General features: G+C 70.4%; 24 protein-coding genes and 1 riboswitch. Of the genes, 5 read left to right on the plus strand and 19 right to left on the minus strand.

Annotated features, from left to right (window positions below; translation table 11 throughout):
* The 6 genes from cobN to DJ029_RS02895 form a co-directional block, all read right to left on the minus strand.
* Positions 1–3,765, minus strand: coding sequence for a cobaltochelatase subunit CobN (cobN, locus tag DJ029_RS02870; RefSeq protein ID WP_112320807.1), 3,765 nt, complete (start codon positions 3,763–3,765; stop codon positions 1–3).
* A 3-nt stretch (positions 3,766–3,768) separates the two neighbouring features.
* Entirely contained in the window at positions 3,769–4,872 is a 1,104-nt protein-coding gene (cobW, locus tag DJ029_RS02875) for a cobalamin biosynthesis protein CobW (RefSeq protein WP_112320808.1), read from the minus strand.
* Positions 4,873–4,998: 126 nt separating this feature from the next.
* A complete protein-coding gene (locus tag DJ029_RS02880) occupies positions 4,999–5,703 on the minus strand; it encodes a CbtA family protein (protein ID WP_112320809.1) in 705 nt (234 codons plus the stop codon).
* Positions 5,704–5,718: 15 nt separating this feature from the next.
* Complete coding sequence (locus DJ029_RS02885) at positions 5,719–5,889, minus strand: CbtB domain-containing protein (RefSeq protein ID WP_112320810.1); 171 nt, start codon at positions 5,887–5,889, stop codon at positions 5,719–5,721.
* Between the two features lie 28 nt (positions 5,890–5,917).
* Positions 5,918–6,144: riboswitch (cobalamin riboswitch) on the minus strand.
* 76 nt (positions 6,145–6,220) lie between these two features.
* Positions 6,221–6,967, minus strand: coding sequence for a cobalt-precorrin-6A reductase (locus tag DJ029_RS02890; RefSeq protein WP_112320811.1), 747 nt, complete (start codon positions 6,965–6,967; stop codon positions 6,221–6,223).
* The gene (locus tag DJ029_RS02895; protein WP_112320812.1) at positions 6,957–8,024 is read right to left on the minus strand and encodes a cobalt-precorrin-5B (C(1))-methyltransferase; all 1,068 of its coding nucleotides are present in this window, start codon (positions 8,022–8,024) and stop codon (positions 6,957–6,959) included. The genes DJ029_RS02890 and DJ029_RS02895 overlap by 11 nt, the downstream gene beginning before the upstream one ends.
* Positions 8,025–8,122: 98 nt before the next feature.
* Here DJ029_RS02895 and cobA point away from each other — a divergent pair, with 98 nt between their 5' ends.
* Positions 8,123–8,995: a uroporphyrinogen-III C-methyltransferase gene (cobA, locus tag DJ029_RS02900; protein ID WP_112320813.1), complete on the plus strand. Its 873-nt coding sequence runs from the start codon at positions 8,123–8,125 to the stop codon at positions 8,993–8,995.
* The gene (locus DJ029_RS02905) at positions 8,995–10,284 is read left to right on the plus strand and encodes a cobyrinic acid a,c-diamide synthase CobB (protein ID WP_112320814.1); all 1,290 of its coding nucleotides are present in this window, start codon (positions 8,995–8,997) and stop codon (positions 10,282–10,284) included. The genes cobA and DJ029_RS02905 overlap by 1 nt, the downstream gene beginning before the upstream one ends.
* Before the next feature lie 68 nt (positions 10,285–10,352).
* Here the strand turns inward: DJ029_RS02905 and cobM are convergent, their stop codons facing one another.
* The 8 genes from cobM to DJ029_RS02945 all read right to left on the minus strand — a co-directional run bounded on the left by cobM (position 10,353) and on the right by DJ029_RS02945 (position 19,180).
* Positions 10,353–11,120 carry a precorrin-4 C(11)-methyltransferase gene (gene cobM, locus DJ029_RS02910; RefSeq protein WP_112320815.1) on the minus strand — a complete coding sequence of 256 codons (768 nt, stop codon included), beginning with the start codon at positions 11,118–11,120 and terminating at the stop codon, positions 10,353–10,355.
* Between the two features lie 22 nt (positions 11,121–11,142).
* Positions 11,143–12,939, minus strand: coding sequence for a precorrin-3B C(17)-methyltransferase (gene cobJ / locus DJ029_RS02915; protein ID WP_112320816.1), 1,797 nt, complete (start codon positions 12,937–12,939; stop codon positions 11,143–11,145).
* Positions 12,926–13,645 (minus strand): precorrin-2 C(20)-methyltransferase, encoded by a 720-nt coding sequence (cobI, locus tag DJ029_RS02920; RefSeq protein WP_112320817.1) that lies wholly within the window; start codon positions 13,643–13,645, stop codon positions 12,926–12,928. The genes cobJ and cobI overlap by 14 nt, the downstream gene beginning before the upstream one ends.
* Positions 13,638–14,837 carry a precorrin-6y C5,15-methyltransferase (decarboxylating) subunit CbiE gene (gene cbiE, locus DJ029_RS02925; protein ID WP_112320818.1) on the minus strand — a complete coding sequence of 400 codons (1,200 nt, stop codon included), beginning with the start codon at positions 14,835–14,837 and terminating at the stop codon, positions 13,638–13,640. Before cbiE ends, cobI begins: the two co-directional genes overlap by 8 nt.
* Positions 14,834–16,387 (minus strand): precorrin-8X methylmutase, encoded by a 1,554-nt coding sequence (locus DJ029_RS22455; protein WP_308860679.1) that lies wholly within the window; start codon positions 16,385–16,387, stop codon positions 14,834–14,836. Before DJ029_RS22455 ends, cbiE begins: the two co-directional genes overlap by 4 nt.
* The gene (locus tag DJ029_RS02935) at positions 16,384–17,511 is read right to left on the minus strand and encodes a sirohydrochlorin chelatase (protein ID WP_112320819.1); all 1,128 of its coding nucleotides are present in this window, start codon (positions 17,509–17,511) and stop codon (positions 16,384–16,386) included. Before DJ029_RS02935 ends, DJ029_RS22455 begins: the two co-directional genes overlap by 4 nt.
* Positions 17,508–17,744 (minus strand): DUF6732 family protein, encoded by a 237-nt coding sequence (locus DJ029_RS02940; protein ID WP_112320820.1) that lies wholly within the window; start codon positions 17,742–17,744, stop codon positions 17,508–17,510. Before DJ029_RS02940 ends, DJ029_RS02935 begins: the two co-directional genes overlap by 4 nt.
* Before the next feature lie 389 nt (positions 17,745–18,133).
* Positions 18,134–19,180 (minus strand): A/G-specific adenine glycosylase, encoded by a 1,047-nt coding sequence (locus tag DJ029_RS02945; RefSeq protein ID WP_112320821.1) that lies wholly within the window; start codon positions 19,178–19,180, stop codon positions 18,134–18,136.
* A gap of 95 nt (positions 19,181–19,275) precedes the next feature.
* On the opposite strand from DJ029_RS02945, the gene DJ029_RS02950 reads away from it, so the two are divergent.
* Together DJ029_RS02950 and DJ029_RS02955 are read left to right on the plus strand one after the other, a co-directional pair.
* Positions 19,276–19,830, plus strand: a complete 555-nt coding sequence (locus DJ029_RS02950) for a DUF721 domain-containing protein (protein WP_232822943.1) — start codon at positions 19,276–19,278, stop codon at positions 19,828–19,830.
* A gap of 17 nt (positions 19,831–19,847) precedes the next feature.
* Positions 19,848–20,477: a DsbA family protein gene (locus DJ029_RS02955; RefSeq protein ID WP_112320822.1), complete on the plus strand. Its 630-nt coding sequence runs from the start codon at positions 19,848–19,850 to the stop codon at positions 20,475–20,477.
* A 114-nt stretch (positions 20,478–20,591) separates the two neighbouring features.
* Here the strand turns inward: DJ029_RS02955 and lpxK are convergent, their stop codons facing one another.
* From lpxK to DJ029_RS02970, 3 genes are read right to left on the minus strand one after another with little or no spacing between them, the layout of a single operon-like run.
* The gene (gene lpxK, locus DJ029_RS02960; protein ID WP_112320823.1) at positions 20,592–21,581 is read right to left on the minus strand and encodes a tetraacyldisaccharide 4'-kinase; all 990 of its coding nucleotides are present in this window, start codon (positions 21,579–21,581) and stop codon (positions 20,592–20,594) included.
* Entirely contained in the window at positions 21,578–22,864 is a 1,287-nt protein-coding gene (locus DJ029_RS02965; protein WP_112320824.1) for a 3-deoxy-D-manno-octulosonic acid transferase, read from the minus strand. The genes lpxK and DJ029_RS02965 overlap by 4 nt, the downstream gene beginning before the upstream one ends.
* A gap of 19 nt (positions 22,865–22,883) precedes the next feature.
* The gene (locus tag DJ029_RS02970; RefSeq protein ID WP_112320825.1) at positions 22,884–23,126 is read right to left on the minus strand and encodes a DUF4170 domain-containing protein; all 243 of its coding nucleotides are present in this window, start codon (positions 23,124–23,126) and stop codon (positions 22,884–22,886) included.
* Positions 23,127–23,250: 124 nt separating this feature from the next.
* On the opposite strand from DJ029_RS02970, the gene DJ029_RS02975 reads away from it, so the two are divergent.
* Positions 23,251–24,210 carry a glutathione S-transferase family protein gene (locus tag DJ029_RS02975; protein ID WP_112321323.1) on the plus strand — a complete coding sequence of 320 codons (960 nt, stop codon included), beginning with the start codon at positions 23,251–23,253 and terminating at the stop codon, positions 24,208–24,210.
* Positions 24,211–24,220: 10 nt separating this feature from the next.
* Here DJ029_RS02975 and DJ029_RS02980 read toward each other — a convergent pair whose 3' ends face one another.
* Together DJ029_RS02980 and DJ029_RS02985 are read right to left on the minus strand one after the other, a co-directional pair.
* On the minus strand, positions 24,221–25,000 hold the full coding sequence (locus DJ029_RS02980) for an inositol monophosphatase family protein (protein WP_258165078.1): 780 nt from the start codon (positions 24,998–25,000) through the stop codon (positions 24,221–24,223).
* The gene (locus DJ029_RS02985) at positions 24,984–26,333 is read right to left on the minus strand and encodes a TldD/PmbA family protein (protein WP_112320826.1); all 1,350 of its coding nucleotides are present in this window, start codon (positions 26,331–26,333) and stop codon (positions 24,984–24,986) included. The genes DJ029_RS02980 and DJ029_RS02985 overlap by 17 nt, the downstream gene beginning before the upstream one ends.

Raw genomic sequence — 26,333 nt, forward strand, 5'->3', positions numbered from 1 at the left:
TCAGCGGGGCGCGCGCAGCTCCGCCAGCAAGGCCCGCGCCGAGTTCGAGCGCGGGGTCCACATCCCCCGGTCAATCGCCTCTTCCAGCCGCTCCGCGATCTCGCGCAGGGCGTCGGGGTTCACATCCGCGATGAAGTCGCGGGTCGACTCATCCTCCAGGTACGCCTCGTGCACCAGGTCGAAGTGGTGGCCGCGCACGGCGCGCGTGGTCGCGGCGAAGGCGAACAGGTAATCCACCGTCGCCGCCATCTCGAACGCGCCCTTGTAGCCATGGCGCTTGACGCCATCGATCCACTTCGGGTTCACCACGCGGGAGCGGACGACACGGCCGATCTCCTCCTCCAGCGTGCGGATTACGGGGCGTTCGGGGCGGGAATGATCGTTGTGATAGATGGTCGGCGCGCTGCCCTTGAGCGTTTCGACGGTGGCCGCCATGCCGCCCTCGAACTGGTAGTAGTCGTCGCTGTCCAGCAGGTCATGCTCGCGGTTGTCCTGGTTCTGGACCACGGCGTCGGCCTGTGACAGGCGGGTGGCGAAACTGTCCCGCGCAGCCGCGCCCTCGCTCCCCGCGCCATAGGCGTAGCCGCCCCACGTCAGGTAGCTTTCCGCCAGGTCGCCGCGCTTGTCCCACAATCGCTCGTCGATCATCGCCTGAAGGCCCGCCCCATAAGCGCCGGGCTTCGAGCCGAAGACGCGGAAGGCGGCGGCGTCCCCGCCCCCCTCGGCGCGGAAACGCGCGGCGGCGGGGTTGTCCGCCTCAGGCTCGTCAAGCTCCATCACCGCGCGAGCGGCGCTGGCGACAAGGTCCACCTGCGCCGGAAACGCGTCCCGGAAGAACCCGGAGATCCGCAGCGTCACATCCACCCGCGGGCGGCCAAGGGCGCCCATGGGAATGATCTCGAACCCCGTCACGCGGCGGCTGGCGGCGTCCCATTGCGGCTTCACGCCCATCAGCGCAAGCGCCTGCGCGATATCATCGCCCCCGGTGCGCATGTTGGACGTGCCCCAGGCGGTCAGCGCCATACTGCGCGGCCAGTCGCCATGGTCCTGCAAATGCCGCTCGATCAACAGGTTGGCGGACTTCCAGCCCAGCGTCCAGGCGGTGCGCGTCGGAACCGAGCGGCTGTCCACGCTGAAAAAGTTTCGCCCCGTGGGCAGAACATCCAATCGGCCCCGCGTGGGCGCGCCCGAAGGGCCCGGGGCGACGAAGTGCCCCGAGAGGGCGCTGAGGAGGCCCGCGCGCTCCGCCGGACCAGCCTGCGCCACCGCCGGGGTGATCCGCTCCGCGATCTCCGTCATCACCGCGGCACTCGCCGGTCCGGGCGCGGGCGCGTCGCCCTCCACCAGTCCGATCGCCCAGGCTTCAAGCCGCTCGATCGTGTCGCCATTGGTGCGCCAGGCCCCCGGTACGATCCCGGCCAGCGCTTCGGGGCGCAGCCCGTCCCAGGGTGCGCCCATGTCGCAATCCAGCGGATCGAACCCCTTGAAGCCAAAGTCCCCCGCCATCGCCCGCAACAGCGAGGCATCGCCGGCCCGCTCCACCCCGCGCTGCGCTCGGGCCAGGGCGATCACCAGGTCCCGCGCCTGCACCCCTTCCGGGCTGACCCCGAAGATATGCAGCCCGTCGCGGATCTGCGCCTCCTTCAACTCGCAAAGATAGGCGTCCAGCTTGGCCAGCCGGCTGTCCGCGTCGTCCCCCTCGCGCACGCCCGCGTCCAGGTCCAGCCCAGTGGCGCGCATCAGGTCCAGGATCTGCTCGCGCAGCAGCCCGATCCTGCGGGGGTCCACGCCCGCCGCCTCGTAATACTCGTCCACCAGCGCTTCCAGGTCGCGCAGCGGGCCATAGGTTTCCGCCCGCGTCAGCGGCGGCGTCAGGTGATCGATGATCACCGCCTGCGCGCGGCGCTTGGCCTGCGTGCCCTCGCCCGGATCGTTGACAATGAAGGGATAGACATGGGGCATCGGGCCCAGCACCGCCTCGGGCAGGCACTCCTCGCTCAGGCCCACGGCCTTGCCGGGCAGCCACTCCAGGTTGCCATGCTTGCCCATGTGCACCAGCGCCTGCGCGCCGAAATTCAGCCGCAGCCAGGCATAGAAGGCGATGTAGTTGTGCGGCGGCGGCAGGTCCGGGCTGTGATACGTTTCCTCCGGGTCGATGTTGTAGCCCCGCGCGGGCTGCACCCCGACGGCCACGTTGCCATAGGTCAGGATCGACAGGGCAAACCCGTCCGGCCCGACGAACGGGTCGTCCTTTGGCGCGCCCCAACGCTCGGTGACGGCGGTCCGCACCGCCAGCGGCATGTCGCCGAAAAACGCCTCGTACTCCGCCAACGGCAGCCGCGCGCCGCCCTGCCGCTCACGGCGGTCCGTCAGCCAGTTCGTCGGCCCGGCGCGCACCGCGTCCATCAGCGCCGCCCCGTCGCGGGGCGCGCCGTCCACGCGATACCCCGCCGCCGCCAGGGTGGAAAGCGCCTCCACCGTCGCCGCAGGCGTGTCGAGGCCGACGCCATTCGCCAGCCGCCCGTCCTTGTTCGGATAATTCGCCAGGATCAGCCCCAGCCGCACGTCCGCCGGCGCACTGCGCCCCAGCCGCGCCCAGTTCGCCGCCAGGTCCGCGACGAAAGCCACCCGGTCGCCCCGCGCGCGATAGGCGGCGATGGAACACTCCGTCGCCTCGTCGCGGTAAGCTTCGCCCTTGAAACTGATAGCCCGGCTCAGGATGCGCCCGTCCACCTCCGGCAGGGCGACGTTCATTGCGATGTCCCGCGCGGTCAACCCGCGCTCGGACTCCGCCCAGTCCGCCTCCGCACTGGCCGAAAGCACCACCTGGATCACGGGCCGCCCGGGTGCATCCAGCGGCGTCGAAACCGCCTCCGCCCCGATGTCGGGACTGCCTACGGCGAAACTCGTCGCGTTCAGCACCACATCAGGCGGCGCGTCACCGAACAACCGCTCCAGCGTCGCCGCACTCACCGGGTCCTTCAGCGAGGCGACGAAGACCGGCAAGGGATTGACCCCGCGCCGCACCAGCGCCTGCACAAGCCGGTTCACCGGATGCAACCCGGCCCCCTGCATCAGCGCGCGATAGAACACCACCGCCACCACCGGCGCGCCGGGGCACCACTCGGCGCGCAATTCGTCCAACCCGACCACGTCCCGGCCCGGCCAATAGGCCCCGGCGCGCAACAACGGCCGCGCCGCGGGCGGACGCGGCGCCTCGCCCAGCATATGCGCGCACAAGCGCAGGAAATTCGCGGAATTCTCCGGCCCGCCCTCGACACAATAGGCCAGCAACGCCTCCCAATCGGCGCGCGCCACGGTGGAATGGGCGAACAACTCCTCGTCGGGCTTGTCATCCCCCGGCAGGGCGGCGAAAGGCACCCCCGCCTCGCGCAACCGGATCGAGAATTGCTCCAGCCCGTAACTCCAGTACGCCGCCCCGCCCAGCAGCCGCGCCACGACCAACCGGGACCTGGTCGCCGTCTCGTCCAGGTAGCGGTCCACCGAAAACGGATGCTGCAACCAGCCAAGCTGGGCCAGGCGCAAACCGCGCCCCTCCCCACTTTGCTCCGAAAATACTCCGGGGGGCGCGGGGGGCTGGCCCCCCGCCTCCGGCGCCGCCGCAAGCGCGGCGCGCGCCTCTGACAAAGCCGCCAACTCGGTGTCCGCCGCCGACAGGAACACCACGTCCGCCGGCGTCTGCCCGGGATCGATCGGCTCACTCCCGTCCGAGATCGCCCCCGGTGTCGCCGCCAGCAGATGCATGGATCAGGCCGCCGGCATCAGCCGCGCGGCGTCGCGCAGGGCAGCGGCGATCGCCTCCCGGTCCAGCCCGGCAACGCCGATCACGACAAGCCGCGTTTCCTTCGCCTCGCCCGCCGCGAAGGGGCGGTCGAAGTGGCTGTCGATCCGCGGGCCGACAGCCTGCACGACCAGGCGCATCGGCTTGCCCTCGACGGCGGCGAAGCCCTTCAGGCGCAGGATTCCCTGCGCGGCGATCACATCGGTGACCTGCGACAGGAACGCCTGCGGATCGGGCAGGGCGGGCAGGGTGACGACGAAGCTTTCGAAGGCGTCGTGGCCATGCTCGTGCGCATGGTCGTGATCGTGGTCATGATCATGGTCGTCATCGTCGTGATGATGATGGTGATGATACACCTCGTGGCGCGCGGACAGGTCGTCCTCCGCCGCCATGCCAAGGCCCAGTAGCACCGCGGGGTCCACCGCGCCCATCGCCGCCGGTACCACCTGCACGCCGGGGCGCAACCGGCCGCGCTGCGCGCGGGCCAGAGCCTCGGTCCCCTCGGGGCCCAGCAGGTCGGCCTTGTTCAGGATCACCATGTCAGCACAGGCCAGCTGATCCTCGAACAACTCGGACAGCGGGGTTTCATGGTCCAGCATATCGTCGGCGGCACGCTGGCGGTCCACCGCGGCGACATCGGCGGCGAACTGCCCCGCCGCGACCGCCGGGCCGTCCAGCACGGTCACGACACCGTCCACGGTGACGCGGGTGCGGATTTCCGGCCAGTTGAACGCGCGCACCAGTGGTTGGGGCAGCGCCAGGCCGGAGGTTTCGATCACGATGTGCTCGGGCGGCTGATCCCGGTCCAGCAGCTTTTGCAGCGTGGGCACGAAATCCTCGGCCACGGTGCAGCAGATGCAGCCGTTGGACAGCTCCATCACGTCATCCTCGGAGCAATTCTCGATGCCACACCCCTTGAGGATGCCGCCATCCACGCCGAGATCGCCGAATTCGTTGATGATAAGCGCAATCCGCCGACCATCTGCGTTTTGCAACAAGTGCCGGATCAGCGTGGTCTTGCCCGCGCCCAGGAAGCCGGTCACGACGGTTGCAGGGATCTTCTGAGCCATCTTGCGCTCCTGTTGATTACCGGTGCCGCACCCGCCGACCAATATGGGCGGCGGGCATCCAGCCCGTATTTCAAAGGCGCGGCCCGGGTGATCCCCGGGCCGTGCAACTTACGTGGTGTCCGCCGATCAGCCGGCGCTTGCTTGGCGCTGCCAGACCAGCCCGGCGATCCCGCCGAGCACCGCCCAGGCAATAGCGCCAACGCCGAGCGCGCGCGCAGCGAACAGCGCGGCCATTTCGGGCGGCGCCACCCCTGTGAAGACCTCTGGATGCGGTGCGGCGATCACATGCGGAGCCACGATCAACAGCACCCCCGCCCAGCGCAGCGCGCCGGGGACCCAGGCCAGCATTGCAAGCCCGACGCCTGACAGAAACACTGTCATGATCCACCAGACCTGCCGCTCGCTCAGCGGCGCAGCGGCCGAGCCGGGCAGTTCGGGCGGCATCCCGATAGCCGGGAACAACTGCGTCGCGGCAAAACCGGCAAGGCCCCAGAGGACCCCGGTCTTCGCGGAAATCCGCGTCAGCCCGGCCCGTTCCGCCACCGCGAAACCCGCCACAAGCAGAAGCGCGAACCCCAGGTAGGCGGCCGTCGTCATGACCAGCGTACCGAGATACCGCGCCGCGCCAGCCTCGGCGGGCGCATGGGAATGCGCCGCGCCTTCGTCTGCGTGGCCATGGCCCTCAGCACCCCCGAAATGGGTCAGCGCACCGCTTTCATACAGTTCCGAGGCACCGATCACCGGCACCAGAAGCCAGAATTGCAGGAGTGCCGCGACAATACCAGTCAAGAGGCCAGCGCCGACGGCGCTGACCAGCAAGGTTCTGAACATCGACTTCTCCGAACGTCAGTGACAGGGGAACGTAATGGAGTGGCGGCTGTCGTGCGCGGCAGTATGCAGTGCCGCGGAATTGGCGAAACCCGCCGTCCACAGCAGTGCCGCGCCAAGCACGAGGGTTACCAGGATCGCCTGGACATCAGCATCCACGCGCCGTCCGGCCTTGATAAGAGTAGTCATGTTCGTCTCCTTCCGTCCCACCGACGGTGTTATCGTTGCATTCGAGGCAGGTCTCCTGGCTCGCGGGTCATCGCGGGACACCAGCCTTCCCGAACCCGATGGCCCAGTGGCATGAACGGTGCCCGCTCTCCGCCGACAGTCGCGGGGGCGGCTGCATCCCGGGGCCCCCTGGTTGGGTCGGCCCCTGCTGCATTCCCTTTTGATCCCTTACCCCGCTTAGCGCGGTATTCGGGAACCTCAAGCTTCAGTGATGGCCCCGCCGCCCGGCGGTGTCAAGCACGGGAAGCGCCGCAATGCGCCTGCGCGCAGCCACTGACACAGCGGCCAAGCGTCAAAGCTGCGCCCGCGCCCAGGCCAGCGCGGCGGCCTGCCCGTCCAGCACGGCATCTGCTGGGGTAAGGCGCGGCTGGGGGATCATCAGCACCGCGATCCCCAGCTTTGCCGCCGCTTCCAGCTTGGCGCGGCCCGCGCGGCCCCCGGCGTTCTTGCAGATCAGGTGGGTAACCCCAAGGCGGGCGAACAGCGTCTCCTCTCCCGCCCGGTCATAGGGAGGGCGCGCCAAGATCACCTGCGTTCCCTGCGGCAGCGGCGCGTCGGGCGGCTCGATCGCGCGCAGCGTCAGGCAGATGTCGGGCCGTTCCGGCAGTACCGCCGCGGCCGAGACCCCGGCGGCGAGGAACCCATGCGCCCCCGTCGGCAGCATCCCGATCGCCGCGCCGATATCCGTTGCATCGCGCCAGCGCGCCCCCGGTCCGGGCCGCCAGGGGGGCCGTGCCAGCCGCGCCAGCGGCACACCAGCGCGCGCCGCAGCCTTTACGGCGTTGGCGCTGATCTGCTCCGCAAACGGATGCGTCGCGTCGATGATCGCCCCGATCCCCTGCTCCCGAAGGTAGGCGGCCATCCCCTCGACGCCGCCAAAGCCGCCCCTGCGCAGCTCGCCGGTATAGGGCAGCGGCGCTGCGGTCACCCCGGCCAGCGAGGTCACCGTGTCCACCGCCGCGTCCGCCAGCGCCGCGCCCAGCGCCCGTGCCTCGGCGGTGCCGCCCAGCAAAAGCAGGCGGCGCGCCCTATCGGGCATGGGCCAGCACCGCGCCGTCTCTGTCGATCACCATCACGTCCACGGCCACGCCGGAGCCTTTCAGCAATTGCGCCGCCCGCGCCTGCGCCGCCTCGGCCACCGCCTGCGCAAGGCCCGGGCCCGCGATGCTCAGCGCATGGGCGGCGGTGTTCGCCGATGCGACCTCTGCCGGGTCCACGCCAAGCCCCTCGGCCAGCGCGGCCAGCTTCTCGAAATCCACCTGTGAGCGTGAGGAATGCAGATCCACCGCCCCCTGCGCCAGCTTGGTCAGCTTTCCAAAACCGCCCGCGATGGTCAGGTAGGGCACCGGGTGCCGGGCGAGGTACTTCATCAACCCACCCGCGAAATCGCCCATGTCCAGCATCGCGTGATCCGCCAGCCCCAGCACCCGCTGCGCCGTCGCCTCCGATGTCGCGCCGGTGGCCCCGGCCACGTGGGTCACGCCATTCGCGCGCGCCACGTCGATGCCGCGATGGATCGAGGCGATCCACGCCGCACAGGAAAACGGCCGCACGATCCCCGTCGTTCCAAGGATCGAGATGCCGCCCGTGATCCCCAGCCGGGGGTTCCAGGTCTTCTTCGCCAGCTCCTCCCCCCCGGGGACCGAGATTTCGACCGCGATGTCCCCCGGCACGCCAAGCTCGGCACAAACCTCCGTCACCGCGCCGGTGATCATCGTGCGCGGCACCGGGTTGATCGCCGGTTCCCCCGGCGGGATCGGCAGGCCGGGCATCGTGACGCGCCCCACGCCGGGTCCGGCGGCAAAGGTCACGCCGCTGCCGGGCGCGCCCCGCCGCACGGTGGCGATGATGATCGCACCATGGGTCACGTCCGGGTCGTCGCCCGCGTCCTTCTGCACGCTGGCGCGGGCCCAGTCGGGGCCGCTCGCCACCTCGACCAGCGGAAAATCGACGACCTGCCCGCGCGGAAGCGTGATGGTGACAGGGTTCGGAAATGCCCCGGACAGCAGGCCCTGCACCGCCGCCTTCGCGGCAGCGGTGGCGCAGGCGCCTGTGGTAAATCCCGTGCGCAGGTCTTGATCCGGTTTGCGTCCCATCGCCGGGGACTCTAGACCCGTGGAAATCGGTGCGCCAGCGGTCAAAACATGTCGCTTTCGCCTCGCCAAGGGGGCCGGGAACGGGGTAGATATGGGTCATGGACAGGATTGCAGACATCAACCCCCTGCCGCATGGCGACTGGCCCGTGTTCGACCCGGGCCTGGTCTGGCTTGTCGGCGCCGGGCCGGGCGACCCAGGCCTGATGACGCTGCACGGTCTGAACGCGCTGCGCCAGGCCGATGTGATCATCTACGACGCCCTGGTCGAGCCGAAAATCCTGGACTGGCGCCGCCCGGGCGCAACGGTGGAATACGCCGGCAAACGGGGTGGCAAACCCTCGCCCCAGCAACGCTCCATCTCGCTGCGCCTGATCGAACTGGCGCGCGAGGGCAAGCGCGTGCTGCGCCTGAAAGGGGGCGATCCCTTCGTCTTCGGCCGCGGCGGAGAGGAGGCGCAGACGCTGGTCGCCGCCGGCATCCCGATCCGCATCACGCCGGGCATCACCGCCGGGATCGGCGGGCTGGCCTATGCCGGGATTCCCGCCACCCATCGCGACGTGAACCAGGCCGTCACCTTCGTGACCGGCCACGACGCCACCGGCAACGCCCCGGCGGCGCTGGACTGGGCCGCGCTGGCCAAAAGCTCGCCCGTACTGGTGATGTACATGGCGATCAAGCACCTGCCCCAGATCACCGCCGCGCTGATCGCGGGCGGCCGTGCGCCGGACGAACCCGTCGCAATCGTGACCGATGCGACGCGCCCCGGCCAGCAGGTCCTTGAAACGACGCTGGGCAGGGCCGCGCAGGACGTGATCGAACAAAAGGTCGAACCCCCGGCGATCATCTGCGTGGGGCGCACCACGCTGCTGCGCCAGACGCTGGACTGGGCCGGGCAGCTGGCCGGGCAACCGCCCCGCGCACTGGACCCGCTGGGCACGGGACTCGGCACCGGCCTCGCCGACAGCGCCTGATGGCCCGGCGCGGGCTGGTGATTGCCGCCCCCGCCTCGGGCGCGGGCAAGACGACGGTCACCCTGGCGCTGCTGCGCGCGCTCAGAACCGCCGGTCATGACGTGGCCAGCGCCAAGAGCGGCCCGGACTACATCGACCCCGCCTTTCACGCCGCCGCCTGCGGCGCGCCGTCCCTGAACCTCGACGCCTGGGCGATGAGCGCCGACAGCTTGCGCGCCCGCGCCGCCGCCCTGCCGGGCGAGCTGCTGATCGTCGAAGGGGCGATGGGCGCGCTCGACGGCGCAGGGCAGGGCGGACGAGGCTCCGCCGCCGACCTCGCCCAGGCGCTCGGCCTGCCGCTGGTGCTGGTGCTCGACGCTGCGAAACAAGGCGCGTCGGTGACGCTCCCCGTCTCCGGGCTACGGGCCGAGCGTCCCGACCTTCCCATCGCCGGGGTGATCCTGAACCGGCTCGGCTCACCACGTCACCTCGGCATCGCAAGGGCGGCGTTGGAACGGCGCGGCGTTCCCCTCCTCGGCCACATGTTTCGCGAGGCCGCCCTCGGCCTTCCCGAACGCCACCTCGGGCTGGTGCAAGCGGGCGAACATCCCGCCCTCGACAGCTTCCTCGACACCGCCGCCGCGCGCCTCGCCGCCGCCACAGACCTAACCGCAATCGCCGCCACCGCAGGCACGCTCACCCCACCATCCGGCAGCGCAACACGCCTGCCCCCGCCGGGCCAGCACGTCGCTATCGCGCGCGATACCGCCTTCGCCTTCTGCTACCGCCACGTGCTGGACGACTGGCGCGCAGCGGGGGCCAAGCTGTCCTTCTTCTCCCCACTTCAGGATCAGGCCCCCGACCCGCAGGCAAGCGCCATCTACCTGCCGGGCGGCTACCCCGAACTCCACGCCCCGCGCCTCGCCGCCGCAGCCAACTTCCGCACAGCCCTCCACACCGCCGCCGCGAAAGGCGTGACGATCCACGGCGAATGCGGCGGCTACATGACCCTTGGAACGCATCTGACCGACGCCGAAGGCACGCCCCACGAAATGCTCGGCCTGCTGCCCGTGGCCACCAGCTTCGCAAAGCGCCGCCTGCACCTCGGCTACCGGCAGTTGACCCCGCGCGGCGGCCCCTGGTCCGGCCCGCTCGCCGCCCATGAATTCCACTACGCCACGATCACCGACCAGGCCGAAGACGCAAACCTCTTCGACGCCACCGACGCCGAGGGCACAGCCCTGCCCCCCATGGGCCACCGGCGCGGCAGCGTCACCGGCACCTTCGCGCACATCATCGGGCCCCGCTGACGGGCCCCCACTTTATCTCCGAAAATACTCCCGCCGGAGGCTCCGGCGCGTGCCAGACGCGCCGCCGCTCAGCCCTTGCGCTTTGGCCTCAGCACATGCGGAAAAGCCCCGTCATAAAGCGCACTGTCCCGGAACTCCTGGGACTCCCCCAGCCCCCGGCCGACGAAGATCAGCGCCGTGCGGGTCAGCTTCGCCGCGCGTACCTTGTCCCGGATGTCCGAAAGCGTGCCGCGCAGGATCGCCTCGTCCGGCCAGCCCACCCGATAGGCCACGACCACCGGGCAATCCGCGCCGTAATGGGGCACCAGGCGGCGCTCGATCTCAAGCAGGTTGCGCACCGACAGATGGATCGCCAGCGTCGCGCGGCTGCGCCCCAGCGTGTCCAGATCCTCGCCCTCGGGCATGGCCGAACTTTTCATCGCCGTGCGCGTCAGGATCAGGGTCTGCGTCACCTCCGGAATGGTCAGCTCCTGCCCCATGGCGGCAGCGGCGGCGGCATAGGCGGGGACGCCGGGGATGATCTGGTAATCGATGCCCAGCGCGCGCAGGCGGCGGATCTGCTCGGCGATCGCCCCGTAAAGCGAAGGGTCGCCCGAATGCACCCGCGCCACGTCCTGCCCCCGCTCATGCGCAGCCGAGATTTCGTCGATGATCTCGTCCAGCGTCATCGGCGCGGTATCGCGCACCAGCGCGCCGTCGGGCGCCCCGGCAACCACCGCCTCGGGCACCAGTGAGCCCGCGTACAAGCACACCGGGCAGGCGGCGATCAGCCGCGCCGCCTTCAGGGTCAGAAGTTCCGGGTCGCCCGGACCCGCACCGATGAAATAGACCGTCATTGCCTGGCCCTCCTGCTCTCGCTCATTCCACGTCCGCCAGTTTCTTCGCGTAGCCCCGCGGGGTGTAGATCTGCCACCCTTCCGCCGCCGCCGCGATATCGCCGGTCTGGAACGCCCGGGTTTGCGATGCGCCGATCAGCACCACGGTCAGCATGTCGACCTCGTCCACCTCCAGCGTGGCAAGGGTGCGGCGGCGCAACTGCTCCTCCGGCCGACCAAGGTTGGAGGCCAGAAGGACAGGCGTATCGGCGGGGCGCTGTTCAAGCAGGATGTCCCGCGCTTCGGCCAGCAGGGTGCGGCGGCGGCGCGACACGGGGTTGTAGAAGGCGATCACGAAATCCCCCGCCGCTGCCGCGTGCAGGCGCTGGATGATCGTCTCGCGCGGGGTCAGCAGGTCCGACAGGGAAATCGCGCAGAAGTCATGCCCCAGCAACGCCCCCGCCCGGGCCGAGGCCGCCTGAAGCGCCGAGATCCCCGGCGCATTCTGCACTGCCACCCGGCGCGCGGCGGCGCTGACACCGCCCGTGTCCTCGTCCCGGTCCAGCAGTTCGGCCACCAGCGCGCCCATCGCGAAGATCCCCGCATCGCCTGAGGAAATCAGCGCCACGCGCCGCCCCTCACCGGCGGATTCCAGCGCGTAGCGGCAGCGCAGCTCTTCCTCGCCCAGGGCGAATTCCCGGCGCGGCTTGCCCTTGGCCAGCGGCCCCAGCAGGTCCAGGTACAGGCCGTAGCCCACCAACTCGTCCGCCTCGCGGATCAGGCGGGTGGCTTCCGGCGTGCGCCACTCGGCGGCACCGGGGCCGATGCCCACCACGGCCAGATGCCCGCGCGGCATGCCCTTGCGCGGGGCGGTTCCGATCCGCGCAAGCGCGCAGGTCGCCATCGGGCTTTTGACCTTTTCCACGACCAGCGCACCATCCGGCCCGGCAGCGGCCAGCGCCGCACCTTCGGCCACGCCATGGCAGCCAACCTCGGCAAAGACGATGTCGGACGGGGCGCTCAGGCGGGGCGTCTCCGCCTCCAGCACGTCGGCGGGGAAGAAGCGCGCAGGCACGCCGTAATGCGCCGCCAGCGCGTGCACGGCGGCCTCGTCCGCCTTCACGTCGATCGAGACGACCTCGGCCAGTTCGCCCCCGGCGATACCGTTGTCCGCCAGGACTGCCCCGACGTGAGAGATCATCGCCTCAGGCGCAGTGCCCCGCGCGCAGCCCACGCCCAGCGCGAAGCGGCGCTGGCGATAGATCAGCGGCGCGGCCCCTTCGACGGACAGCACGACAGGGCCGTCACCGGCGACGCGCTCAGCGTCCAGCGGGGCCAGCCAGTCCGCCGTACCGCTAATCCGCGCCGCAGCGCCGGATAGCAGGGCGGCCATCGCGGCCTTCGCGTCCTCGGGGTTGTCCAGCGTCCAGCCTTGGGGCGGTTCATCCAGCGCCACGCCAAGGCGCAGGTCGCCTGCCGTGGTGATCGCGGCGGCGGAGTCCAAAACCTCAGCCACCTGCCGCGCCAGCGCGTTCGCGCCGCGATGCCCACCCAGCAGGGGGACCACCGCGCTGCCATCCTCGGCCACCGCCAGCACCGGCGGTTCGGCCCATTTGTCGCCCAGCACCGGGGCCAGCGTGCGAATCAGGATGCCGCTGGCGCAGATACCGATGATCGGCGTGCCCGCCTGGAACAGGCCCTGCACATGGGCGGCCACATCGCCAAAGCCGTCCGGGCCAAGGCGCGGGTGGTGCTGCGCGCCCAGCGCCTCGGCCAGCCGTTCGGCCAGCGGCATCGCGCCGGCGGTCAGGCTCAGGACAACAGGTTCAGCTGCTTGCATAGGGATCGTCCCCCGGGATCAGGATCATGGAAAAATAAGGGGCGGTGGCGGGCGCATCGGCCAGCGGCACCGCCTGTTGCTGCGGCAGGCTGGCGTGGGCGACGAACATCGCCCGCCGCTCCAGCCCCAGGTCCGCCAGCACCGCGCGCAGGCGCGGCAGGTGCCGCCCCACCTTCAGGATCGCGAAGGCCCCGCCACGCGCCAGCATGTGGCGCAGGGTGTCATCCTCCAGCGGGCCGGGCAGCACCGTCAGCGTTTCGTTGCGCGCGCACAGCGGCCGCGCCGCCGCCGCAGCACAACCGGTCAGCGAGGTGACGCCGGGCACCACCCTCACCGGCACCTGCCCGCTCAGCCGCTCGAACAGGTACATGAACGAGCCGTAGAAGAACGGGTCGCCCTCGCACAGCACCACCACGTCCTGCCCGGCGCGCGCCTGTTCGGCGATCCGCGCGGCGGCGGCGTCATAGACGGCCTGCGCGGGGAACCGCTCGGTCCGCATGGGGATGACGATGGGAATCTCTTCCGCCTCGGCCGAAATCTCCGCCGCGGCGATGGAGCGGGCGAAACTCTCGCCACTGTCCGGCGCGGGATAGGCGATGACATTGGCGGAGCGGATCAGGCGCTGTGCGCGCACGGTCATCAGGTCCGGGTCACCGGGGCCAAGGCCGACGCCATAGACGGTGCCGACGGTCGTTTGTTCAGTCATTGTGCCACACCCATTGCGTCACCGGCATTGCCGCGCGCCAGCCCCGGAACGGTCCGACGGGTTCCGCCCTTGCCACCGACAGGCGCGTCAGCGTCCCGCCGTGACGCGCATGGGCGGCGATCAGCAGCGCCTCGCTTTCCAATGTCACCGCGTTGGCCACCAACCGCCCCTGCGGGGCGAGCGCGGCGCGGCATACGTCAATCGTCTGTTCCGACAGGCCGCCACCGATGAAGATGGCGTCCGGCGTCGGCAGCCCCTCCAGCGCCTCGGGCGCGGTGCCGTCGATCAGGGTCAGGCGCGGCGCGCCCAGCTTCAGCGCGTTGCGCGCGGCCATGTCGCGCCGGTCTGCACGCGGCTCGATCCCATAGGCCGCGCCATCGCGCGCCAACCGCAGCCACTCCACCCCGACTGAGCCGCAGCCCGCGCCCACGTCCCACAGCACGCCGTGGCGGCGCGGGGCCAGTTGGGAAAGGGTCAGCGCGCGCACCTCGGACTTGGTCATCTTTCCGTCATGCTCGAACGCGTCGTCGGGCAGGCCTGGGCCCTTGGGCAACACCCGTGCTCCCGGCGCGGCGCGGCACTCGATGGCCAGCAGGTGGAACGCGGGGGACTCCGCCGCCCAGCTTTCCGCCACCCCGTCGATCCGGCTTTCGCGCGGCCCGCCCAGCGCGCCCAGAACGGTCATCGCGCTTGGCCCGTAGCCGTGCGCGGCGAGCAGCGCGGCCACTTCCCCCGGCGTGTCACCGTCGCGGGTCAGCACCAGCAGGCGGGCGTTCGGCGCAAAGAAGGGGATCGCCTGTTCCACCGGACGGCCATGCACGGTCAGCGTTTCCACGTCCGCCAGGCTCCACCCCATGCGCGCGGCCCCCCACTGGAAGGCCGAGAGCTGCGGGTGGAACGTAACCTCCGCCGCAGGGATCGCCTTCAGAATTCGCGCCCCGACGGAATACCAAAGCGGATCGCCCGTCACCAGGATCACCAGCCGCTTGCCGCGATGGCTGCGGATCACGTCGATCATCGCATCGAAGGGCGAGGGCCAGGCCAGCCGCTCCGCCTGCACCGCGTCGCTCAGGCGGTGGTGCCGGTCGCCGCCGATGATCACCTCGGCCGCTTCCACCACCGCGCGGGCAGAGGGCGACAGGCCGTCCATCCCGTCCTCGCCGATGCCGACAATGCCCAGCCATGCGCTCATGTCCCGTCCCCCCTTAGCCCCAGGCTGATCCCGTTCACCGCCGCGCTGGCCATGGCCGAACCGCCGCGCCGCCCCGGCAGCGTCAGGAACGGCACGCCGCGCGGGTTGGCGGCCAGCGCGTCCTTGGATTCCGCCGCCCCGACGAAACCCACCGGAAAGGCGAGGATCGCGGCGGGTTTCGGCGCACCGGCGTCCAGCATTTCCAGCAGGTGGAACAGCGCGGTCGGCGCGTTGCCGATGGCCACCACCGCGCCGTCCAGCCGGTCGCGCAGCAGCTCCATCGCGGCGGCGGAGCGGGTGGTGCTGAGGGTCTGCGCCAGCGCGGGCGTGTCGGCGTGGTCGATCGCGGTGATCACTTCCGTCACGTCGGGCAGGGCGCGGCGGATCACGCCGCTGGCGACCATCTGGCAGTCACACAGGACGGGCGCGCCAGCGGCCAGCGCACGCTGTGCGGCCTGCGCCACGTCCGGGGAAAAGCGCAGCGTTTCGGCGATGTCGACCATGCCGCAGGCGTGGATCACCCGCGTGGCGACGGGGCGCAGGCTTTCGGGCAACCGGTCCAGCTGCGCCTCCGCCGCGACAGTGGCGAAGCTTTGCGCATAGATCGCCTTCGGGTCTCGGATATAGGCAGGCGGCAGCGCCGCCGCCAGCGCGTCCTCATGGCCGAGGCCGAGGATCCACGCCTCCTCCGCACAGGCGATGGCGCGGTCCTCGGCGCTCAGATCGACGGGCGGCTCGAACAGCGCGCCAAGCCCGCCGGAGGCATCCAGCCGGGCGAAGGCTTCGGCATTCACGCGGGTCTGCGCGGCATCCAGGATTTCTTCGTGCTGCACCCGCGCCCGCACCGCGTCCTGCAACAGCGAGGGGTAGACCTCTGCCAGCACGATGGGCGTTTGCCGCACGCTGAAGCCCCCGTCGAGCGGCCAGACCGAGATATCGCCCGACAGGCGCGCATCCTCCCGCAGGGCCTTGATCGCGGGCAGGCCCAGCAGCACCTGGCTGCCGACGGCCCCCGCATAGGCGAGCTGCCAGACGGTTTTCGCCCCCTTGGCACGGGCATCCGCCAAGCGACGCTCGGGCGGGTGATCGCTGCCGTGGCGGTCGGACTTGCGCTCCGGCACCGTTTCATGCGGCGCGCTCGCCGGGCGGCCCCAGGCCGGGCCAAGCCCGTCGTAGGCGGCGTTGATTTCCTCGGCCACATGATAGCGGCGGTTGGCGTTGTCGGGCTGATCGTCGATCCGCGCGGCGATCCAGTCCCACAGGGCAAGGGCAGACGGCGCGCCGGTCAGGCGCGCGGCCACCCCGGCGGGATAGCCGAAGGCGAAGTCGAACCCCACCAGCACCCGGCGGCCCGCGTCGCGTTCCGCGACCAGCAGGTCGCCAAGGCGTGCCAGCGCCTCGGCCCTTGTCCGCAGGTAGACAGGCTGTTCGACCACCCCGTCCCGCGCCACCGTCCACCAGATCGCGTCGGCACTGGGCCGCCGCGGGCTGGGATTGGCACGCGCGGACCAGTCAACGACGATATGGGTGTCGAAAAGCCGGGTGCTCACCCCTCGTCCTTCAGGTGCTTGCGCACGCTTTCCGGCCCCAGCGGGTGGTCCGCATGGGGGTAGGGCGCGTGATGATGGTCATGATCGTGCCCGTGGTCATGCCCGTGATCATGACTGTGGCCATCGCCGTGATGGTGGTGGTGATGATGGTGGTGATGATGGTGATCCCGCGTCAGCCGGCAGGCCCCGGTGCAGAACGTATCGCACAGCGCGCAATCCTCCACGTTGGAGCCCGGCGCGCTGGCGCCCTGGCCTTCCACGTGATGGTGATGGCTTTCCTGCGGGCTGCCGACCTCGTCCTCGAAGCCCAGCACCTGCGCGCGGTACTTGCACATCGCGCAGTTCATGGCGTTCTGGCCCTCGACGATCTCGGTCACGCGCTCGGCGAAGGTTTGCAGCACCAGCGGGTGATCGTTCAGGTAGCCCGCCTTGACGAACTCGATCTCGGGATGCGCCTCGGCCACCATGTCGGTGAAGCCGTAGATCCGGTCGATCAGGATGCCGGTGAACAGGAAGTAGGGGAAGACGACGACGCGCTTGTAGCCCAGCTTCGCCACGTGCTCGAGGCACGGCTCCACCAGCGGGAAGGTGACGCCGGAATAGCCGACCTCGGCCCAGCCGAAGCCCATGCCTTCCCACAACATCCGCGCGATTTTCGAGACGTTGGAGTTCGCGTCCGGGTCAGACGCGCCCCGCCCGATGACGACAAGGCAGGTTTCGTGCCGCGCCACGGGGCCGCTTTCGGCGTCGGCTTTCGCCAGCGCTTCCTCCACCCGCTCGGCGGCGGCGCGGATCATCTTGGGGTCGACGCCCAGCTCGCGGCCGTACTGGACCTCAACGCCATGCTCGGCGGCGTAGGTGTTCAGCACGGTCGGAATGTCGTTCTTGGCGTGCATCGCGGCGAACAGCATGCCCGGCACGGCAAGGATACGCTCGCACCCCTGTTCGCGCAGGTTGTCGAGGCCGACGCGGATCACCGGGTTGGCGAATTCCAGGTAGCCGTAGTCCACCGCCCAGTCGTCGGGCAGGTAGGCGGGCAGCTTCTGTGCCAGAACTGCGAATTCGTCCACCGCCGCCTGGCTGCGTGAGCCGTGGCCGCAGATCATCACGCCAGTGCGGGTCATGCGTGCACCTCTTCGGTGTCGGAGTCCTGCTCGGCCTCGGCGCTGTCATCACTGGCGGCGGCCTTCGCCTTGCGGCCCTTCAGCACGGCCCACAGGCCAAGCCCCGCGGCGACGCCGATGGCGCCAAGGGCGATCCAGTGGTCATGACCGGCCACGTCCGCGACATGTCCGGGGTGCGCCAGGGCCGCGCCCGGCAGCATCAGGCCAGTGAAAATCGTCAGGTGTCTGTACATCGCATCCTCCGCAGCCAGAACGCCACAACGGCCGTGCGGAAGCGGGCCGCGAACGGACCCGGTACAACGATGATCCCCGAAGGCCCCCTGTTTGGGTCGACCACGGCAGATCTTCCGCTCAGCCAATGATGGCATCGTCGCCGATGGGGTACCAGCCCCGCCCCGATGCGGCAATGGCGAATTGGCCGGGGTGACGCCGGGAGGGTGCGGAGCCGCGCATCGCTGGCGCGCGTGATGGCGATCCTGCGTTAGGTAGGGGCGCTTTATGCCTGCTTCCCCGAGAAACATCCCCGACCCGCCCAGCCCCACCCAATCGCCAGCGCGGGGGGGGGCGCGCCGGCGATGCGCGGCGGGGCTGACGCCCCTTGATTCCGCGCGGGCGGTGCCTTCTAAAGCGCCGCCAAACCCGCGTTCAGCGCCTTGCGGAACACCGTCGGCAGGCTTTTCGGCGACAGCGCGCTGCGGGGCACCCAGTGGCATCCCTCCGGCGGCTTGCCGCTGCACCCGGTGGCGATCTGCACGTACAGGCGCAGGTGGAAATGGGTGAACGTGTGGCGCACCTCGGCAGCATCGCGCCAGTCCCCCGGCAGCGGCGGCGCGGGCACCGGCGCGCCCTCGGCCCAGGCGGGGCCGGGCAGGCCCAGCATGCCGCCCAGCAGCCCCTTGTCCGGGCGCGTTTCCAGCAACACCTCGCCTTCGGGCGAGACCGCGAGATACGCAATCCCGTAGCGCACCGGTTTCGCCACCTTCTGCGCCTTCACCGGCAGATCGGGCGCAGACCCGGCCCGGCGGCCCTTGCACCGCTCCATCAGCGGGCAGATCCCGCAGGCGGGGTTGCGCGGGGTGCAGACGGTCGCACCCAGGTCCATCACCGCCTGCGCGTAATCGCCGGGGCGCGTGGCGGGCGTCATCCCGGCGGCCCTGGCCTTCATCTCGGGCTTCACGCCCGGAAGCGGATCGCGCAGGTCATGGTATCGGGCCATCACCCGCTCGACGTTGCCGTCGACCACCACGGCACGCTGATCAAAGGCGATCGCGGCGACGGCGGCGGCGGTATAGGGGCCAATGCCGGGCAGTGCGGCCAGCCCCTCCTCGGTACCTGGGAAACGCCCGTCGTGATCGGCATCCACGACGCGGGCGCATTTCAGCAGGTTGCGCGCCCGCGCGTAATAGCCAAGGCCCGCCCAGGCGGCCATGACATCCGCGTCCCTTGCCGCCGCCAGGTCGCCCACCTTCGGCCAACTTGCGGTAAAGGCGGCGAAATACGGGCGCACGGCGGCCACCGTGGTCTGCTGAAGCATCACCTCGGACAGCCAGATGTGATAGGGATCGGGGCGCTGGCCGGCCTTCGAACGATGCGGCGGCACGCGCCAGGGCAGGTCCCGCGCGTGGTCGTCGTACCAGGACAGTAGCAATTCGCTGGGGGTCTGGGGCATCTCACACAAGTGTTATCATTAAGTGAAGGGCACCGGGGCTGGCGGGCCGGGGCCCACCGCTCTAGAGTGGCGACATCCTTCGGGAACAGTGTGGGATGATGGCCAAAAAACAAGGCGCTGACCAGTCGAAAAGCCAGATCCGCCGGGTGAATCGCTTCACCCAGGCAGGTGCGCTCGTCGGTACCCGCGTGAAGGGGGCGACGGCCAAGCGGGGTTTCGCCGAAACCCGGCTGCTGACCCACTGGTCCGAGATCTGCGGCCCCGAGCTAGCCGCCGTGGCCCGCCCGGTCAAGATGTCCTACACCCGCGCAGCGATGGGCGCGACGCTGACCATCGCCTGCGAGGGCGCCCGCGCCCCCGAGGTGCAGATGCAGGCCGAAACCATCCGCGCCCGCGTCAACGCCTGCTACGGCTACAACGCGGTGACCCGCGTGCGCCTGGCGCAGGAGGACAGCGAGGGCTTCGCCGAAGGGCAACGTATCTTCCAGGGCAAGGCGACCGCCCCCGCCGCGCCGCCACCCGATCCCGCCCTGCAACAGAAGGCCGCCGAAACGGCCGCCGTCGTGGAAAACGCCGACCTGCGCCTCGCGCTGGAGGCGCTGGGGCGGAACATACTCACCAAACGCTCCCGCCAGCGGGGCCAATCTTGATGCTTACAGGAGAGAGAATGAAACCCAACGCCCTTACCCGCCGCCAGGCGCTCGCCGCCGGTGCGACCGCCGCAGGAAGCCTGCTGCTGCCCGCGCCGCTGTTCGCCCAGGACGCCCCGCGCGCGGTGGAGACGATGATCCTCGGGGCCGAGGATGCGCCGGTCAGCGTGGTGGAATACGCCTCTCTCACCTGCCCGCATTGCGCCAACTTCCACACGAATGTCTTCGGCAAGCTGAAGGCGAACTACATCGAGACCGGCAAGATCCGCTTCGAGATGCGCGACGTCTACTTCGACCGCTACGGCCTGTGGGGCGCCATGGTCGCCCGCTGCGGCGGGCAGGAGCGGTACTTCGGCATCATCGACCGGCTCTACACCCGCCAGGCGGAATGGTCCCGCCTGTCCGAACCGACCGAGGTGATCGCCGCGCTCTTCGCCATCGGCCGCCAGGCCGGGTTGACCGACGAGCAGATGGACGCCTGCGTGCAGGACCAGGCCTTCGCCGAGGCGCTGGTCGCCGAGTTCCAGAAGAATTCCGAGGCGGACGGCGTCAACTCCACGCCCACGTTCTTCATCAATGGGCGCAAGGAATCCAACATGAGCTACGAGGATTTCGCCGCCAAGATCGACGCCGAACTCGAAAGCTGACCGGGTAAGGTGCGCAGGAAATGCGCACCCTACGCCACTACACTGGACCATCGTGGCGCGCATAGGCTTGCGCGCCACCTCAGCCGCGGATCACACGCCCCGTAGGGTGCGCATCTACTGCGCACCAACCACCCGCGCCAGGGCGGCGTCCAGCGGGGCCCAATCCTCCAGTTCCAACCGTACCGGCAGGGTCAGCACCTGCGGGCGGATGTGCGCGGGCAGGCGCACGGCGTCCTTTTCGGTGGTGACCAGCTGCGCCCCGGCGGCCTGCGCCTCGGCCAGCAGGCGGCGCAGCATCGGCTCGGGGTATTGCGCGTGATCGGAAAAGCTGCGGGTGGCCACCACGTCGGCCCCCACGGCGCGCAGGCTCTCGAAGAATTTCGCGGGCCGCCCGATCCCCGCGAAGGCGAGGCAGCGCAGGTCCTGCCACGGCATCCCGGTCTGCAAGGGTTTCAGCGCGCCCTGAAGAACGGGTCGCGCCGCGATCTGCGGGTGCTGCTCCAGGAAGCGCGCGCGCCTAGCAGGCGTGCCGAGGATCAGCACGAAATCAGCGCGCCTCAAACCTGGCTCCACCGGTTCGCGCAGGGGGCCGGCGGGGATGATCCGGCCGTTGCCGAAGCCAGCGGCGGCGTCGATCACAACGATGCTCAGGTCCTTGGCCAGCGCGGGGTTCTGGAACCCGTCGTCCATCACGATCGCCCGCGCCCCGGCCTTTGCGGCGGCGCGCGCGCCCGCCGCCCGGTCGCGCGCGACCCAGACCGGGCCGAAGCCGCTCAGCAAGATCGGCTCGTCCCCGACCTGCCCCGCGGTATGGCGCGCGGGATCCACCGCCACCGGCCCTTCCAGCGTGCCGCCATAGCCGCGCGACAGCGCCACCGCGCCGTCGATCCGCTGCAACAGGGCGCTGACCACCGGCGTCTTGCCGCTGCCCCCCGCCGTCAGGTTGCCGACGCAGATCACCGGCGGGCCGGGCCGCTCACCGGGGCCGGAGGCGATGCGCCGCGCCGTCCGCCACCGCCAGAGCGCGGAAAGCGGCGTCAGCAGCCGCGCCGCCAGCCCCGGCGCATCCGGCGGATTGGCCCAGAAGTCCGGCGCGCGCCTCATGCGGCGGGGTCGGGCAGGTGGCGACGGATCACGTCCTCCACCCGCTGCACGACATTCGCCCCCTCGGAGGAGACCGCCCAGGCCGCCGTCGCACGCGCCGCCGCGCGATCCGGGGGCAGCGTGGCGACAAGCTGCCGCCCGAGATCCTCGGCATCGTCCACGATCTGCGCCGCGTCCCCCTCGCGGAAGCGCGCGTAGGCGGTTTCGAAATTGTCCACATGAGGCCCGGTCAGGATGGCGCTGCCCAGCAGCGCCGGCTCGAACGGGTTGTGCCCGCCGATCGGCACCAGCGAGCCGCCGACGAAGCTGACGGCGGCGATGCGGTACCACAGCCCCATCTCGCCCAGGGTGTCGGCGATGTAGATATCCGTGTTGCGGTCCGGCAACTCCCCGGCGGAGCGCAGGGACACTTTCCAGCCCTCGTTGCGCAGCATCTGGGCGATCTGCGGGCCCCGTTCCGGGTGACGCGGGGCGATGATCGCCAGCAGGGCCTGGAACCGCCGCCGCGCGGTGCTGTGGGCGTGGCTGACCATCGCCTCCTCGCCCGGGTGGGTGGAGGCGGCCAGCCAGACCGTCCGCCCGCCAATCGCGCTGCGCACCTTGGCCAGGGCGGACTTGTCGTAGGGCAAGGCCTCGGCGGTGTCCTTCAGGCTGCCGGTGACTTCCAGCTTCGCGGGGTCCGCGCCCAGGCGGGACAGGCGCTGAAACACCTCCTCGTCCTGCGCCAGGATCCGCTCGAACCGCCCCAGAAGCGACGCCGCGTAGCCGCCAAGCCACCGCATCCGCCGCGCCGAGCGGGCCGACACCCGCGCGTTGACCAGCAGCATCGGGCAGCCGCGCGCGTGGGTGCGCGTGAGCATGACAGGCCAGAGCTCGCTTTCGGTCCAGACGGCGAGGTCCGGCCGCCAATGCGCCAGGAACGCCGAGACGGCAGAGGGCAGATCGACCGGGGCGAACTGGTGCATCGCCCGGTCCGGCAGGCGTTTGGCCATCAGTTCAGCCGAGGTGCGGGTGCCCGTCGTCAGCAGCACATGTACGTCGGGCATCTGCGCCAGCAGTTTGCGGATCAGCCCCAGCAGCGACACGGATTCCCCAACGGACGCGGCATGAAACCAGATCAGCCGCCCCGCGGGGCGGGGCAGGGACGCCACGCCGAAGCGTTCGCCGCGGCGGGCGGGATCCTCCTTGCCGGCGACGGCGCGCCTGGTCAGCGTCCGCCGAACGACGGGCCCCGCGAGGTGCGAGGCGGCCAGGTAGATACCAAGCGCCAGTGACCTGCCCATGGCGGCACCCCCGCGCCGCTCAGTCCAGCTCTTCCGTGGGGCTCGCGGCTGTCTCCTCGTCGCGCAGGCGGTGCAGGTGGGCGATGAAGTAGCGCATGTGCGCATTGTCCACCGTCGCCTGGGCGCGGCCCTTCCAGGCGTTGTAGGCCGAGGCGTAATCCGGGAAAATACCAACGATATCAATATCTTCGACATTCCGGAAATGGGTCGAGGTCGGATCCTTCAGCTCTCCGCCAAAGACGAGGTGCAGGCGCTGCGTCATGGAATGCTCCGGGTGGTGTTGCAGGTCGGGCAGAGAGTATGCCCGGCGTCACCGGGGTTCAAGCGCTGGTCTTTGGCCGGATCGCCGCCATATGGCGGGGCAAGGCAGTGGCAAGGGGGGCAACATGGGCTTGATGATCGACGGCGAATACCACACGAAGGATCCCGGTGCGGATACCGTCGAGGATGGCGAGTTCAAGCGCAAGCGCGCCACGATCCGCGACTGGATCGCGCACCCGGACGCCCCGATCCCCGACGGCGCGTGCCGCTACCCACCGGAGGCGGGGCGCTACCACCTTTACGCCGCGTGGAATTGCCCCTGGGCGCATCGCGCCCTTCTGACGCGGGTGTTTAAGGGGCTGGAGGAGGTGATCTCCGTCTCCTACGCGCGCCCGCGCCGCACGGACCAGGGCTGGGTCTACGACGAAGACGGACCCTACGCCGACCCCTGCCTCGGCGTCAGCGCCCTGCACCAGGTCTATGCCCGCCAGACCCCCGGCTATACCGGGCGGCTGACGGTACCGGTGCTGTGGGACACGCAGGAGGCGCGCATCGTCAGCAATGAATCCGCCGACATCATCAAGATGCTCGACGCCGCCTTCGGCACGCCGGGGCAGCTATGCCCGCCCGCCCTGCGGGACCGGATCGACGCCTGGAATGCGCGCATCTACCCGGGGCTGAACAACGGCGTCTATCGCGCCGGGTTCGCGCGCACGCAGGACGCCTATGAGAAGGGCTGCCGCGACGTATTCGACACGCTCGACGCCATCGAGACCCAGCTTGGCAAGACCCGCTACCTGACGGGCGAGCGTTTCACCGAGGCGGACCTGCGCCTGTTTCCCACGCTGGCGCGTTTCGACGTGGCCTATCACTACGCATTCAAGTGCAACATCCACAGGCTGATCGACCTGCCCAATACCTGGGCCTACGCGCGCGACATCTACCAGATGCCGGGCGTCGCCGGGACGGTGGATTTCGGGATCTACAAGACCGGCTATTTCTCTCCGTCCGAGCTGCGCAACCCGCTGGGCATCGTGCCACTGGGTCCGCACATCGACTGGTCACCGCCCCACGGGCGCGGCTGATCCTGCGGCCCTACCCGCCGCGATGGCGCATCAGCGCCGCGTGGATCTGGCGCGGCGCGGCGAAACACCCCGGATGCCGGGGCCAGCGCGCGTTGAAGCGGATCGGCGCGCCGGTGGCATCGGTGGCGATGCCACCCGCCTCGGCCGCGATCAGGCAGCCAGCGGCGATGTCCCATTCCCAGGCGTCGCGCACCGTGACCAGCGCGTCAAAGCGCCCCTGGGCCACAAGGCACAGGCGATAGGCCAGCGAGGGGCGATGCGCGCGGTTCACGTCCGGCACGCCACCCGGCCAGTGATCAGGCAGGAAGGTCGGCTTCGTCGCCAGCACATCCGCCCCCGTCAGGCTTTGCGCGCCCGAAACATGGATCGGCGCGCCGTTCAGCGTCGCGCCCGCGCCCAGCGCGGCGGCGTAAAGGCGTTCCTGCGCGGGCAGGTAGACGACCGCCGCCTCCACCACGCCGTTATGCACGACGGCCAAAGCGTGGGAAAACGCGCTGGTGCCTTGCAGGAAGGCGCGGGTGCCGTCGATGGGATCGACGATGAATACACGCTCCGCCGTCAGCCGCGCGGGGTCTTCCTCGCTCTCCTCTGACAGCCAGCCGTAATCGGGCCGCGCGCCGCGCAGGTGCGCCTCCAGCACGGCGTTCACCTCCAGGTCGGCCTCGCTGACCGGGCCCTGGTCGCCCGCCTTGTCCCAGGACCGGGGCGAGGCGCGGAAGTGGCGCATGGCGACCGGCCCGGCGGCGCGGGCCGCCTCGATCAGCAGCCCGAGGTCAGGCGCTTCCCGCAACCGTCAGCCCCTCCACCAGAAGGCTGGGGACGACCCGGCTGAGGTGTTCGCGCGCATCGTCCGCCGCGCGCAGGGTTTGCAGCATGTCGCGCAGGTTGCCCGCGATGGTGCATTCGTTCACCGGCTCGGCGATCTGCCCGTTCCTGACCCAGAAGCCCGACGCACCGCGAGAGTAATCCCCGGTGTTGGGGTTGATCGAACTGCCCATGAGCGACGTCACAAGCAGCCCCTCGCCCATGTCGCGCAGCAGTTCGTCCCGCGCCACCATCGGCGCGACAAGCCGCAGGTTCCCGGCCGAGGGCGAGGGCGGCGAGCCGACCCCGCGCGCGGCATTGCCGGTGCTTTGCAGGCCCAGCCGCCGCGCGGTGGCAAGGTCCAGGATCCAGCGCATCATCACGCCGTCGGTCACGATATCGCCGCCCAGCGCCGGCAGCCCTTCCGCATCGAAGGGGCGCGAGCCGGAAACGCGGGTGCGCTTCGGCTCCTCCACCAGCGAAAAGCCCTTGGGTAGAACCGCCTCGCCCATCGCGCCTTTCAGCCAGCTTGTCCCGCGCGCAATCGCGCTGCCGTTCACCGCCGAAACCAGGTGCCCGATCAATCCCGACGAAATCCGCTCGTCGAACAACACCGGATAAGCGCCGGTCTTGGGCTGTTTCGCACCCCGCCGCGCCAACGTGCGCTCAGCCGCCAGCGCGCCGATCTCCTCGGCGCTGTCCATGTCCTCGGCGTGGGTGCGGCTGTCAAAGGCGTAGTCGCGCTCCATCTCCAGCCCCTCGCCGGCGATGGCGACGCAGGCGGTGGAATGGTTGGTGCGCGCATAGCCGCCCGCGAAACCGTTGCTGGCCAGCAGGTAAAGCTCTGTCCGCTGATAATCCGCCCCGGCGGTGGACACCTGGCTAATACCCTTGGCGGCCAGCGCCGCGGCCTCGGCCCGGCGGGCGCGCTCGGCCAATTCGGCGGCCTCTGTCGCGGGGGCGGGGTCGTCCAGATCCAGCGCAGCGACGTCCCAGGACGTGGCAAGCTGGTCCGGGTCGGCGAGCCCGGCGGAGGGATCCTCGGGCGCTTCACGGGCCATGGCGACGGCGCGGGCGGCCATCGCCTCGATCGCCGCCTCCCGCGTGTCGGAAATCGACACGCAGGCCTGCCGCTGGCCGATCAGCACCCTGAGCCCGATGTCCGTGCCCTCGGCGCGCTCTGCCTGTTCCAGCGCGCCGTTGCGGATCTCCATCGAAATACCGTCGCCGCGCGCGCACAGCACATCGGCCGACTCCGCCCCCGCCGCTTTCGCGGCGCTGAGGGCGGTTTCGGCGAGGTGTTTCAGCGTGTCACTCAT

It is taken from the genome of Oceanibium sediminis, assembly GCF_003265325.1.
GTDB lineage: Bacteria > Pseudomonadota > Alphaproteobacteria > Rhodobacterales > Rhodobacteraceae > Halovulum > Halovulum sediminis.